At 55.4% G+C, this 12,906-nt stretch carries 12 protein-coding genes and 1 pseudogene; 12 read left to right on the top strand and 1 reads right to left on the bottom strand.

Going from position 1 to position 12,906, the window contains the following annotated elements:
- From ABYP39_RS03525 to ABYP39_RS03480, 10 genes and pseudogenes are all read left to right on the top strand, one after another.
- Positions 1-517: pseudogene (locus tag ABYP39_RS03525) on the top strand (cytochrome o ubiquinol oxidase subunit I); the annotation flags it as partial.
- Positions 517-1,146 (top strand): cytochrome o ubiquinol oxidase subunit III, encoded by a 630-nt coding sequence (cyoC, locus tag ABYP39_RS03520; RefSeq protein WP_372748147.1) that lies wholly within the window; start codon positions 517-519, stop codon positions 1,144-1,146. The pseudogene ABYP39_RS03525 and the gene cyoC, both read left to right, overlap by 1 nt.
- The gene (cyoD, locus tag ABYP39_RS03515; RefSeq protein ID WP_372748148.1) at positions 1,143-1,508 is read left to right on the top strand and encodes a cytochrome o ubiquinol oxidase subunit IV; all 366 of its coding nucleotides are present in this window, start codon (positions 1,143-1,145) and stop codon (positions 1,506-1,508) included. The genes cyoC and cyoD overlap by 4 nt, the downstream gene beginning before the upstream one ends.
- A gap of 2 nt (positions 1,509-1,510) precedes the next feature.
- Entirely contained in the window at positions 1,511-2,260 is a 750-nt protein-coding gene (locus ABYP39_RS03510; RefSeq protein ID WP_372748149.1) for an SURF1 family protein, read from the top strand.
- 40 nt (positions 2,261-2,300) lie between these two features.
- Positions 2,301-3,632, top strand: coding sequence for an ATP-binding protein (locus ABYP39_RS03505; RefSeq protein ID WP_372763735.1), 1,332 nt, complete (start codon positions 2,301-2,303; stop codon positions 3,630-3,632).
- Positions 3,633-3,636: 4 nt separating this feature from the next.
- A complete protein-coding gene (locus ABYP39_RS03500) occupies positions 3,637-4,191 on the top strand; it encodes a response regulator transcription factor (protein ID WP_372748151.1) in 555 nt (184 codons plus the stop codon).
- Between the two features lie 309 nt (positions 4,192-4,500).
- The gene (gene edd / locus ABYP39_RS03495; RefSeq protein ID WP_372748152.1) at positions 4,501-6,309 is read left to right on the top strand and encodes a phosphogluconate dehydratase; all 1,809 of its coding nucleotides are present in this window, start codon (positions 4,501-4,503) and stop codon (positions 6,307-6,309) included.
- On the top strand, positions 6,310-7,821 hold the full coding sequence (gene zwf, locus ABYP39_RS03490) for a glucose-6-phosphate dehydrogenase (protein ID WP_372758383.1): 1,512 nt from the start codon (positions 6,310-6,312) through the stop codon (positions 7,819-7,821).
- A complete protein-coding gene (pgl, locus tag ABYP39_RS03485) occupies positions 7,818-8,540 on the top strand; it encodes a 6-phosphogluconolactonase (RefSeq protein WP_372781157.1) in 723 nt (240 codons plus the stop codon). Before zwf ends, pgl begins: the two co-directional genes overlap by 4 nt.
- A 44-nt stretch (positions 8,541-8,584) precedes the next feature.
- Positions 8,585-9,211, top strand: a complete 627-nt coding sequence (locus tag ABYP39_RS03480; protein ID WP_372748533.1) for a bifunctional 4-hydroxy-2-oxoglutarate aldolase/2-dehydro-3-deoxy-phosphogluconate aldolase — start codon at positions 8,585-8,587, stop codon at positions 9,209-9,211.
- Here ABYP39_RS03480 and ABYP39_RS03475 read toward each other — a convergent pair whose 3' ends face one another.
- On the bottom strand, positions 9,212-10,051 hold the full coding sequence (locus ABYP39_RS03475) for an SIS domain-containing protein (protein ID WP_372748532.1): 840 nt from the start codon (positions 10,049-10,051) through the stop codon (positions 9,212-9,214).
- A gap of 151 nt (positions 10,052-10,202) precedes the next feature.
- Between ABYP39_RS03475 and glk the strand changes: the two genes are divergently transcribed.
- Positions 10,203-11,204 (top strand): glucokinase, encoded by a 1,002-nt coding sequence (gene glk, locus ABYP39_RS03470; RefSeq protein ID WP_372763736.1) that lies wholly within the window; start codon positions 10,203-10,205, stop codon positions 11,202-11,204.
- 61 nt (positions 11,205-11,265) lie between these two features.
- The gene (pgi, locus tag ABYP39_RS03465; protein WP_372748530.1) at positions 11,266-12,891 is read left to right on the top strand and encodes a glucose-6-phosphate isomerase; all 1,626 of its coding nucleotides are present in this window, start codon (positions 11,266-11,268) and stop codon (positions 12,889-12,891) included.
- Positions 12,892-12,906 lie beyond the last annotated feature (15 nt).

Genomic DNA, 12,906 nt, shown 5'->3' with positions numbered 1-12,906 from the left:
CCCCTCGTTGCAGATCTGGTTCCAGATTGCACTGTTGGGTGCCATATTGATCGGTATTGGTATTTTCTGTTTCCTGTTCCAGTTCTACGCCAGCTACCGCAAGCGCGACCAATTGCGCGACGAGACCGGCGATCCGTGGGACGGGCGAACGCTTGAGTGGTCCACGACGTCGCCGCCGCCGAAATATAACTTTGCGTTTACCCCGCGAGTTCATGACAACGATGCCTGGTGGCAAATGAAAAGCCATGATTATCAGCACCCCAAAGACGGCTTTGTTTCCATTCACATGCCGAAGAACACGGCAGCGGGTATTGTAATTGCCGGTATCAGCACCGTGTTGGGCTTTGCCTTGATCTGGCACATGTGGCTCATTGCCGGGTTGTCGTTTGTTGGCCTGATTGGCGCAACCATTGCGCACACCTTTAACTATAAGCGTGACTATTACATTCCCGCGGAAGAGGTGGCGCTGGTGGAAGCGCAGCGAAGCAATGATTCTGGAAGCGAGGTACTGGCCTGATGTCTCACTCTGCAACCATGAATGCCGGAGAAACCGGCAAGCTGGAATTCCTGGTGCCCGGCGAGCATCACGTACCCAATGGCACGCTGCTTGGGTTCTGGATGTATTTGATGAGCGACTGCCTCATCTTTGCCGCTCTGTTTGCCACCTATGGTGTATTGAGCCAGAGCTTTGCCGGCGGTCCTACCGGCGGTGATCTATTTGATCTACAGCTAGTGGCACTAAATACCGCGTTCCTGTTGTTTTCATCGATTACCTATGGCTTTGCGATGCTGCAAATGCAGCAGAACAAGAAGATGGGCACGCTGGTCTGGTTGGCAATTACCGGTTTGCTAGGTGCAGCCTTTCTTGGGGTTGAGCTCTATGAGTTCTATCATATGATTCACCAGGGGGCGGGGCCGCAGCGCAGTGCCTTCCTCTCGTCCTTCTTTACGCTGGTGGGTACCCATGGCTTGCACGTTACCTTCGGTCTGATTTGGCTGATAACCTTGCTGGTTCAGGTAAACAAGCACGGCCTTATTGCGGCTAACCGACGGCGATTGTTTTGTCTCTCCATGTTCTGGCATTTTCTTGATGTGATCTGGATTGGCGTTTTCACCTTCGTATATCTGATGGGGTCGATGACATGAGCGAGCATTCCCTACACGACACAAATCATCACGATCACCACGAAGAAGAGGCACCGCACGCGTCTTTCAGTGGCTATATGATCGGTTTCCTGGCCTCTGTTTTTCTTACGGCCATTCCTTTTGTATTGGTGATGGGTGACGTCTTTTCATCCGATGGCGTGACCTCCTTAATCATTTTGGCATTTGCTGCCGTTCAGATCGTGGTTCACATGGTCTATTTTCTGCATATGAATTTTCATTCGGAAGGGGGCTGGAATATGCTCTCCTTGCTGTTTACGGCCGTGTTGCTATTTATCACCCTGTTCGGATCGTTGTGGGTCATGTACAACATGAATGTAAACATGATGCCCGGCATGATGTAAGCATGGTTGCCGAGCAGGGCATCCAGCGTCGGCGCCTGGGCTGGCAGCTTGTCGTGTTGTTCGCGGCGATCGTTGCGTTTGTCGGCTTTATTGCGTTGGGTAACTGGCAGTTAGAGCGGCGTGCCTGGAAACAGGATTTGATGGCGCGCGTCGCTGAGCGAGTTAACGCGTCGCCAGTTGCAGCACCGTTACCCAGTGAGTGGCAGGCGATTAGCCGTGAGCGGGATGAGTACCGCGCTGTCAGGGTCAAAGGCGAGTTTATTGACGCGGCGGATACACCAGTAGTGGCCGCGACCGAGCTGGGTAGCGGCTACTGGATCATGTCTCCCCTGCGTACCCGGTCCCGCGGAACTATTCTGGTGAATCGCGGATTTGTGGCGCAAGGGGGCGAGCCGGCGCCAGTTCCTGCAGGGCCAGTAGAGGTAACCGGACTGTTACGGCTAAGTGAGCCCGGCGGCAGTTTTCTGCGCGACAATGTGCCAGCGGACAATCGCTGGTATTCCAGAGATGTCGGCGCCATCGGCAGTGCCCTGAATCTTTCTCTTGCGCCTTATTTTATCGACGCGGCAGCACAGCAGCCCGGCTCGCCAGGCCTCGGTCAGAGTGCTGAAGGCCCGGTCGGCGGCCTGACAGTTGTGCGGTTCCATAATTCACACCTGGTGTATGCGCTGACCTGGTACGCTCTGGCGCTGATGGTCGTAATTGCCGGTGTCATCGTCGTGCGAGAGCAGCGGAAACTGCGCCAAAGCTAAGGCGCGCGTATACTGGGCTTTTTCTGCACGAGACCGGCGTATGATTCCCACACCCGCCAAGCTGCGCATCAGCCTGCAGCAGCCCCGCCACCTGATTGTTAGTAACAGTGACAGCGATACCCTGAGCAAGCACATGCGTCAGCTGGTGCAGCTGCGCTGGATGGCGGTGCTCGGACAGTTGCTGACTATTCTTGTGACCCATTTCAGCTTTGGTGTTGAGCTGCCGCTGCAGAAAATGTTTGGTGTGCTAGCGGCATTGGTGGTGTTTAACGGGCTGTACGAGATTAGCCTGCGCCTCGGACGTCGCATTCATGCGCTCGAAATTTTTGTCGGGCTGCTGGTGGATATGGGCACGCTTACCTTTCAGCTCCATCTCAGCGGCGGTGCTACCAACCCCTTTGTTTTTCTTTACGTACTGCAGGTGGGGCTGGCGGCGGTGTTGATGGCTGCGCCGCTGGCCTGGGCGTTGTTGGCTATTTCGACTCTCTGTTTTTTGTGGTTGGCCGAAACGGCCCATTCGCTGAATTTGCCCTTGGACTATCACTTGGGTATCGAAAGCTTCTACGTGCAGGGCATGTTTATCTGTTTGGTGCTCAATGCCGCGCTGCTGGTAATTTTTGTAAACCGGATTACCCGTACCCAGCGGGATCGGGATGCGCGGCTGGCTGAGTTGCGACGTCGTGCGGCGGAAGAGGAGCATATTCTGCGCATGGGCTTGCTGGCATCGGGCGCGGCTCATGAGCTGGGAACGCCGCTGGCAACAATCGACGTCATTCTTGGTGATTGGAAGCATATGGATGCTCTTAGCGCCGATCCTGATCTTGTGGCCGATATGGAAGAAATGAAGGCTCAGGTTCGGCGTTGCAAGGCGATTGTTAGCGGTATTTTGATGTCGGCGGGGGAAACGCGCGGTGAGTCATCCGAGGAGACTACGGTCTGTGAGTTTTTCGAGGATCTGATCAAAGACTGGCAAAACACGCGTAAAAGCCAGGAGCTGCATTTTGAGAACCGTTTCGGTGAAGATGTGGATATTGCGTCGGACTCGGTGTTGAAGCAAACCGTCTGCAACCTGCTGGACAATGCCTTGGAAGCGTCGCCGATGTGGGTAGGGCTGGAAGTGGCTCGCGACGGTGATATGTTGGTGGTGCGTGTTTTTGATCGCGGGCCGGGTTTTTCCAGCAAGGTTTACAATCGACTCGGTCAGCCGTATCAGTCGACCAAAGGGCGGCCCGGAAGTGGTCTCGGCCTGTTTCTGGTGTTTAATGTTACCCGTACACTCGGGGGTGAGGTTCAGGCTCGCAATCTCGCTGAGGGCGGGGCTGAGGTTGTGCTCAAGCTACCGCTGGATGCTCTGTTGTTGAAGGAGGATTGAAACCATGTCTGATGTCGGTAACGAAGACGAACAGCGCACATTGTTGTTGGTGGAAGACGATGAGGCCTTCGCCCGTACGCTGCGCCGCTCGTTCGAGCGGCGCGGGTATGCCGTGCTCAATGCTTCCAGCCTGGAAACCACCGAAGCGGTATTGGCAGAGCATTCTCCGGGCTATGCTGTGGTCGACCTTAAACTTGATGGTGAAGCGTCGGGACTTGCCTGTGTGCAAGCCTTGCATACGCATGACCCGGATATGTTGATAGTGGTGCTCACCGGATACGCCAGTATTGCCACGGCAGTGGAGGCGGTAAAACTGGGTGCCTGCCACTACCTGGCCAAGCCGTCCAATACCGATGATATTGAAGCGGCCTTCAACCAAGCCGAGGGCAACACCGAGGTTAAAATCAGTGGTCGCCAGACCTCCATCAAAACGCTGGAGTGGGAGCGGATTCACCAGACGCTGGCGGAGACTGACTTCAATATATCTGAAGCAGCGCGGCGGCTGGGAATGCATCGGCGAACCCTGGCGAGAAAGCTGGCCAAGCAGCAGGTGAAATAGCAGATTGTCTCGCTGCAATTACTGCGGCGCACAAGAGTGGGCATGGTGCGCTGGGCGGGGCAAGGCAGTTCTCGTACTCAGTCGCCCATTGTATCGCCCGGGGTATCGCGCACTCGGCACCTTCTCCGCGTTTGCAGCTATGCTAAGAAATGACGGGCTCGTTTTTGTGAAATCAGGCTTTCCAGTTAAATTATTTAATTAAGTTAAATAATTGTATTGATGTAAACGTTTTAATCTGGATAATTAGTAATGGTGCTAAATATTGGGGCCTGAGTGTCTCATCACTTTTCCACGGCCAAAGGTAATAGCGTGATCCAAGCCGATATCCAGCGCGTCACCGAGCGCATCATTGAACGCAGTCGCGATACCAGACGCGATTATCTGGCGAAAATCCGGCGTGCGCATCGTCCCGGCGTGTCTCGCACGCAGCTGTCGTGTGGTAATCTCGCGCACGGCTTTGCCGCCTCCGATCCCCATGATAAGGCGGCATTGGCGGTAGACCGGGCAGCCAACTTTGCGATTGTTTCCGCCTACAACGATATGCTGTCGGCGCATCAGCCTTTTCAGGATTATCCGGCCCAGATCAAACAGGCTGCCAGAGAGCTGGGGGCAGTCGCGCAGTTTGCGGGTGGCGTGCCTGCCATGTGCGATGGGGTGACCCAGGGCCGCGAAGGAATGGAATTGTCCCTGTTCAGTCGTGACACCATTGCCATGGGTGCGGCGGTGGCGCTGTCTCACGATATGTTCGACGGCGTGCTGTGCCTTGGCGTGTGTGACAAGATCGTGCCCGGTTTGGCCATCGCTGCCCTGTCCTTCGGTCACTTGCCTTGTGTGTTTGTTCCAGCCGGGCCAATGGAGTCTGGTCTGCCCAATGCGGAGAAAGGTCGAATTCGCCAGCTGTATGCTGAGGGTAAGGTGGGGCGAGATGAGCTATTGGAGGCGGAAAGTCAGTCTTACCACAGCGCTGGTACCTGTACGTTTTACGGTACGGCCAACAGCAACCAAATGCTGATGGAAATTCTTGGAATGCAGCTTCCCGGTAGCTCCTTTGTGAACCCCGGCACACCACTGCGACTGGCGCTGACCCGGGCAGCCGTGACCCATCTCAATCAGTTGTCGCCACTGTCGCCGGACTTTATGCCACTGGGGGAAATGATCGATGAAAAAAGCATCGTCAATGCGATTGTCGGCTTGTTGGCAACCGGTGGCTCAACCAATCACACCATTCATTTGGTGGCTATAGCACGTGCGGCGGGCGTGTTGATTGACTGGCAGGACATGGCGGAGCTCTCTGAAGTTGTGCCCCTGTTGTGCCGAATCTATCCCAATGGATTGGCCGATGTGAATCACTTTCACGCCGCAGGCGGGATGGCCCTGCTAATTCGCGAATTACTGGACAATGGCCTGCTGCATGAGGACGTATCAACCATTGCTGGCAAGGGTTTGCGTCACTATTGCGATGAGCCCTTTCTGGACAAAGACGGTGAGGTTCAATGGCGCTCCGGTCCCTTGGCAAGTCTGGATAGCGAGATCATTTCAAGCTGCTCGGCGCCTTTCAGTCGCGAAGGAGGACTGCGTTTGATGCAGGGAAACTTGGGGCGATCAGTCATCAAAACCTCCGCGGTCAAACCTGAGTATCGGGTGTTGCGTGCGCCGGCCGTTATCTTTGACGACCAGAATGAAGTTAAAGCGCGTTTCGATGCCGGGGAACTCGATAGGGATTTTATCGCCGTTGTACGCTTTCAGGGGCCGAAAGCTAACGGCATGCCTGAGCTGCACAAGCTGACGCCGGTGCTGGGTGTATTGCAAGACCGCGGGTATAAAGTTGCACTAGTGACAGACGGGAGAATGTCAGGCGCATCTGGAAAGGTGCCAGCGGCAATTCACCTGACACCCGAAGCGCTGGACGGTGGCCCGATTGCCAGTCTGCGCGATGGTGACATGATTGAACTTGATGCCGAACAGGGAATATTGAAAGTAATGGACGACGCAGCGCTGGCGCGACCGCCAGCTGACTACGCCGGCGGGCACGAACAGGGTATGGGTAGAGAACTGTTCGCCAGTTTTCGACGAGTGGTCAGCAGTGCTGAATCGGGCGCATCGGTTCTGGGGGTATAGGTGACAACACAGACAACAGACAATCGGCAAAGTGTGTCCGCCGAACCCTTTGATATCGTCATATTTGGTGGCGCAGGCGACCTCGCATTTCGAAAAATTCTACCGGCACTTTATCGTACGTACTGTGAGGGAAAGTTACCGGAGGGCTCGCGGCTTTTTATTTGCTGCCGTGGCGACCGCGATCCGAATGCCTATCTTGAGCAGGCGGATGTGGCTTTGCAGGAATACCTGTCGCCGGGCGAATACAGTAAAGCCGGGTTCAAAACATTTTGCGACTATGTTCAAGTCGTGGAGTTGGATATCGCCACGTCAGATCAGCGCTGGCAGGTGATGGCTGAAAAGCTTAACAACGAAGCGGATCGCGTGCGAGTTTACTATCTGGCAATCCCTCCGACCATCTTCGGTATCTGCTGTCATCACCTCCACGATTATGGGCTGGTTAACCGCCATAGCAGGGTGGTGGTAGAAAAACCATTGGGTTACGACGCAGCCAGCGCCACTGCCATAAATAATGAGATCGCGCGCTATTTTGACGAAGCGGCCATCTACCGTATTGACCATTATCTCGGTAAAGAAACCGTGCAGAACCTGATGGCGCTGCGCTTTACCAATGTGATATTTGAGCATCTTTGGGATGCGAAAACGATCGATCACGTGCAGATCAGTATTTCCGAAACAGTCGGCCTTGAAGGGCGGGCGGGATTTTATAATGAGGCCGGTGCGTTGCGGGATATGGTGCAAAATCATTTGCTGCAACTGCTGTGTCTGGTGGCAATGGAATCGCCTCACAAAATGAATGCCAGCAGTATTCGGGCGGAAAAAGTCAAAGTACTTGAAGCGCTGCGCCCTATGCGTGATGAGGATGTGATGCGACATACCGTGCGCGGGCAATATGTGGCTGGCAACCAGAAAGGCAAGCTTGTTCCAGGCTATCTGGAAGAGCTGGGAGAGGCCGGCAGTAATACGGAAACCTTTGTTGCGTTACGCGCCTATATTGATAATTGGCGATGGTCGCGGGTACCGTTCTACCTGCGCACCGGCAAGCGCATGAAGCAGCGCAGCGCTGAAATTGTCATCCAGTACAAAGAAGTTTCCCATCGCGTTTACGGCGCTGATACGGGGCCTTTGCTCCCCAATCGTTTGATTATACGTCTGCAACCTGAAGAGAGTATTCAGCTGTCGATGATGTCCAAGGACCTTGATACGCTGGACATGAATTTGAAGCCAGTCACCCTCAATCTTAACTTTTCGGAGGCTTATAAAGGCTTTAAGAGTGATGCCTACAAGCGTCTGATTCTCGACGCGGTTGCGGCCAATCCCAGCCTGTTTATCCATCGTGACGAGGTAGATCACGCCTGGGCCTGGATTGACCCGATCATTGAAGCCTGGCAGCGATCTGACGATACGCCTCACCTATACCGCGCCGGTAGTTGGGGGCCTCCCGAGTCGGATGAGTTGCTGGCCGAGGATGGCTTCAGCTGGTTCAACGCCGGCGAGTATCAGGCACCGTGATTGACGACAGGTCTTTCCCCGATCGAGCCAGCCTGGAGAAGGCATTGGCCGAGGATATCGTTCGGATTCTCTCCCACGCTATCGAAATGCGTGGTACGGCCGTATTTCTGGTGTCCGGCGGCAGCAGTCCTCGGGGGGTGTACAACGTGTTGTCGCAGGCAGATATCGACTGGTCCAGAGTTTACGTGGCACTGGTGGACGAGCGCTGGGTGTCATCAGATCACGAAGCGAGTAATGAGATGTTTATTCGCAAAAACCTGCTGACGGGCGCGGCAGCAAAGGCTCATCTGGTGGGAATGAAAACGTCTGCCGCAGATGTACATGAGGGCCTTGCCGAGTGTGAGCAGCGCTACGCGGCGCTTCCTGCGCGGCCAGACGTCTGCCTGCTGGGTATGGGAAGCGACGGTCATACCGCATCGCTTTTCCCGCATGCCACCGGTCTGGAGGAGGCGATCGCGTTGCCTGTCAGTCAGGCATCGCAGGTGAAGCCTCCGCGCTGCGCTGCGATAGACGCCATTCCCAGTGCAGTGACCGGCCCGTATACCCAGCGGATGACAGTAACTCTGGACTATCTGTCCAGCGCGCGGAAGCGTCTGTTGCTTATTACAGGTGCCGAAAAACGTTCAGTATATGAGATGGCGCGAGCCGGCGTTGATATCAGTGATATGCCGGTACGCGCCTTGTTTGGCTTTCCACTTGATGTGTTTTGGGCACCATGATGCTGTTGGCCGAAGCAGTTTACTTGCACAGGATATAAGACCCCATGCTGGATCTGGATTCCATTATGTCGCGTTGCCCGGTTATTCCGGTCATCGTTATTGAACAGCCGGAGCATGCCGTGCCGCTCGCCACAGCCCTGTATCGTGGTGGCCTTACTGTTTTGGAGATAACGCTGAGAACCGAACACGGACTCGGCGCTATTCGCGCCGTTAGAGCGGCGTTGCCCGATGCGATTGTGGGGGCGGGTACGGTGGTGAGTCGGGAGGATGTGGTGCAAGCTCGGGATGCGGGTTCGCAATTTCTGGTTAGCCCCGGTTGCACCCCTGATCTACTGGCTACGGCCCGTGAAGTTGGAGTGCCGCTTTTGCCAGGTGTTAACACCCCAAGCGAAGCCATGCTGCTGTTAGAGCAGGGCCTGCGCCATCTCAAATTTTTCCCGGCGGAAGCTGCAGGTGGTGTGGCAATGCTCAAATCGCTGTCCGGCCCCCTGCCGCAACTGCGGTTTTGTCCTACCGGCGGCATCAGTCCGGCTAATGCCGCACATTACCTATCTTTACCTAATGTGTTATGTGTTGGCGGCACCTGGATGCTGGAGAAACAGTTGATCGCGAGTGCTGACTGGATTGGCATTGAAGCGCTGGCTCGGGATGCGGCAGCACTGACTGTTTGATCAGAGTTTGGTCACATCGAGGCTGTGTTTTATCTTTTGCAGCTGCTCTTCAGCCGCCGAGCCTTTACTGAGCGCCAACCCGGTCGCAAGAATGTCGATTATCGACAGAATAACGATGCGCGTCGTCATGGGTACATAGATGGTAGTATCTTCGAGTTCGTCGCCTGAAGTGATGACTACATCGGCCTGCTCGGCAAGCGGCGACCGGGGGCTGGTTATCGCCAGTACCTTAGCACCGCTGGCTTTTGCCAGTTCCGCAATGTCAATCATCGCTCGTGTGCGGCCGGTAAACGAAAAGGTAAGAAAACAGTCCTGTGCAGAAGCTCCGGCAGCCGCCATACGCAACATAAGGTGGTCGTTGTAGGCGATGCTGGGTATACCGAGGCGGAATAGTTTGTGTTGTGCATCCTGGGCGATAGCGGCTGCGCCGCCCATACCGGCGATCACAATTTGACGCGCTTGCGCCAGATGCGTGACAGCGGCTTCCACGGTGGCGCTGTCGATATGCGTGCGTAAGTACTCCAACGCCGCTTGATTTGCGCTGATGCGCTTTTCGATAATCGTGGCAGTCGAGTCGTCACGATTGACGGCCTCAGTTATAAAGCTTGCTCGCTGAGCGAGGCTTTTTGCCAGCTGAACTTTGAACTCGGGAAAACTATTGCAGCCCAGGCTGCGGCAGAAACGCGATACCATCGGATCGCTGACGCCGGCGCGACGGGCAAGTTCAGCGGTTGCCATGTTCACGGTTTCTTCGGGAGATGCGAGAATGGCATCCGCGAGTCGGGCCTCGGCTTTGCTCAGGGTATCGCGTTGGGCTTTTAACTGGCTCAGTACACTCATGGCATCATTCGTCGGTTTTGGGGCAGGGTTGAAACAAGGTGTAATAAAATTAATCCGGATCTGGTAGCTCTTCAATCTTATGGTTTTTTCTGTAATTTAGCGAGAAGCCGGTGCGATGCACTAACAATTGGTGGACAGGAGTAAAGCGCAGGTGGCTGCGGCAGAAAATCAGACCGTTCAGGTGGTTGCAGATATTGGTGGAACCAATGCGCGCTTTGCCTGTGTGCGTTCAGGTGACAGAGTGACGGGTTCGGAGGATATTCAGGCCGTTAAAAAATTCGCCTGTGCCAACTATCCGCATTTTGAGGAGGCCGTGCGCAGTTATCTGGCGTGGGGTGAGGCGCATGGGCATCTCGCTCGCGTAGAGAGAATCTGTCTGGCGGTGGCCGGTCCGGTGGGGCAGGACTGGATCGACCTGCCTAATAATCATTGGGCGTTTAGTGTGCGTGCCCTTGAGCAATCGCTCGGGCTACCGGTTACTGTCATCAATGATTTTAGTGCGCAAATACTCAGCATTCAGGCATTGGGCGCTGACGATCTCTTGTGGCTGGGCAATGCGCGCCCAGTCGCTAACGCCAGCGGTGTAACAGCGGTGGTTGGGGCCGGCACAGGCTTGGGAGTATCTGCGCTGACTTCGGGGGGCGAGATTCTGCCCTCGGAGGGCGGGCATGTGAGCTTTGCGCCGGTAAATGCGCATCAGGCGGCTATCCTGGAACAGCTGTGGCAACGCTACGAGAGGGTCTCGGTTGAACGGTTGCTGTCAGGTATGGGCCTTGCCAACCTTTACTGGGCTAACGCTTGCCTAGAGGGGGCTGAAAAAACATTGAGTGCGCCGGAAATTACCGCGGGTGCGCGTACAGGTGATGCGCTGTGCAAACGCACAATAGAGGATTTTTGCGCTATTCTGGGGGGTGTTGCCGGGGATGCTGCGTTGATGATTGGCGCTTACGATGGCGTATATCTTTCCGGCGGCATTTTGCCTCAAATGCTGGATCTGGTGGATACTGACCTTATCCGTCGTTCATTTGACCACAAGGGGCGCTTCAGCGACCTGTGTGCAGCGATTCCCCTCGCGATCATTACCGCTGCTGAGCCGGGGTTGATTGGCTGTGCTCAGGCCTTACGACTGTCGTGCGCCACCGCGCCGTCATGATCGTGTGAGCAACTGAGAACTCACATCTATAACCAATAATGACCTAGAACAGGGTGACAGGATGAGCGGTTTTACTGCGGGCGAGGGAGTAATCTGGCAACAATTGGTTGAGGCTCAGCGGCGGCTGGCGCCTGTGCACATGCGTGATCAGTTTTCACAGGACGAAAAGCGCTTCTCGCGCTATTCCCTGCAAGTGGATCAGTTGTTTCTCGACTATTCCCGAAACCGGCTTGACGATACTGCGTTGGCGTTGCTGATTGAACTTGCATCGCAGGCTGGCATTGCTGAACGGCGTGACGCAATGTTTGCCGGTGACGCAATTAATGCCACGGAAGGGCGTGCGGTTTTGCACACGGCACTGCGCGCCACAGCCGATCAGCGTATTGAGGTTGCCGGGCGCAATGTGGTGCCTGATGTTTACCACGAGTTGGAGCGGATGGCCGCGTTTGTCGAGGCGGTACGTTCCGGCAAGCACCGAGGTGCAACCGGTGCGGCAATCAAGCATGTTGTGAATATTGGAATCGGTGGTTCTGACCTGGGGCCGGCGATGGTGGCCGACGCACTGAAGCCCTACGCCAGTGATGGCCCGGCTGTGCATTTTGTATCCAATGTTGATCCGGCTCAGATCCATGACACGCTGGCACAGCTAGATCCGCAGGCAACCCTGATTGTAGTGGTTTCCAAAACCTTTACTACGCAGGAAACCATGGCCAATGCGGCGGTAGCCCAGCGTTGGCTTGAACAGAGTGTCGGTGAGAATATTCAGTCGCATCTGGTCGCGGTAACCACCAAGGCCGAGGTTGCACGCGAGCACGGATTTGCTGATGAAAGCACCTTTCTGTTCTGGGATTGGGTTGGTGGTCGTTATTCGCTCTGGTCCAGCGTCGGCGTGTCCATAGCGCTGGCTATCGGCATGCCGCGTTTTCGCGAGCTGCTTGCGGGTGCGCAGGCAATGGATGAACATTTTCGAACCGCGCCGCTCGAGCAGAATATGCCAGTGGTACTTGCGATGCTCGGGGTTTGGTATCGCAATTTTTGGGGGGCGGCAACGCATGCGGTGTTGCCCTATAGTCAGCGTTTGCACCGGCTGCCAGCTTACCTTCAGCAACTGGATATGGAAAGCAACGGCAAACGCGTTCGCCTTGATGGCCAGCCTGTTGCCTGCGCCACCGGACCTGTGATCTGGGGCGAGCCGGGTACCAACGGGCAGCACGCGTTTTATCAGCTGTTGCATCAGGGTAGCGATCTCGTTCCCTGCGATATCCTGTTTGCCCGGGAAAGCGATACCGGTGATGCGCAGGGACACCGTATGCTGATAGCCAATGCCATTGCGCAGGGTGAGGCACTGATGCGAGGCAAAGAGTCGGCGCAGTTACGTGTTGAATTGCGCGATGCCGGCATGACTGATGCGCAGGTGGAACAGTTATTCCCACACCGGAGTTTTCCCGGCAATAAACCAAGCAATACCCTGGTGTTTGACTCGTTAAGTCCAAGAGCGCTGGGGAATATTATCGCGCTATATGAACACAAAGTGTTCTGTCAGGGCGTTATCTGGGGGATTAATTCCTTTGATCAGTGGGGTGTCGAGCTGGGCAAGCAGCTGGCAAAGGGGGTGCTGGCCAGTCTGACAGGCAGTGCACAGCCACCATCGCAAGATAGTTTGCTGGGGTGGGTATTGCGCGACTAGCGACCATTTGGTTCT

The sequence above is a fragment of the Litorivivens sp. genome (assembly GCF_041625495.1).
GTDB lineage: Bacteria > Pseudomonadota > Gammaproteobacteria > Pseudomonadales > Spongiibacteraceae > Litorivivens.
Note: the sequence above shows the minus strand (reverse complement) of the source record. Positions and strands in the feature narration are given on the sequence as shown.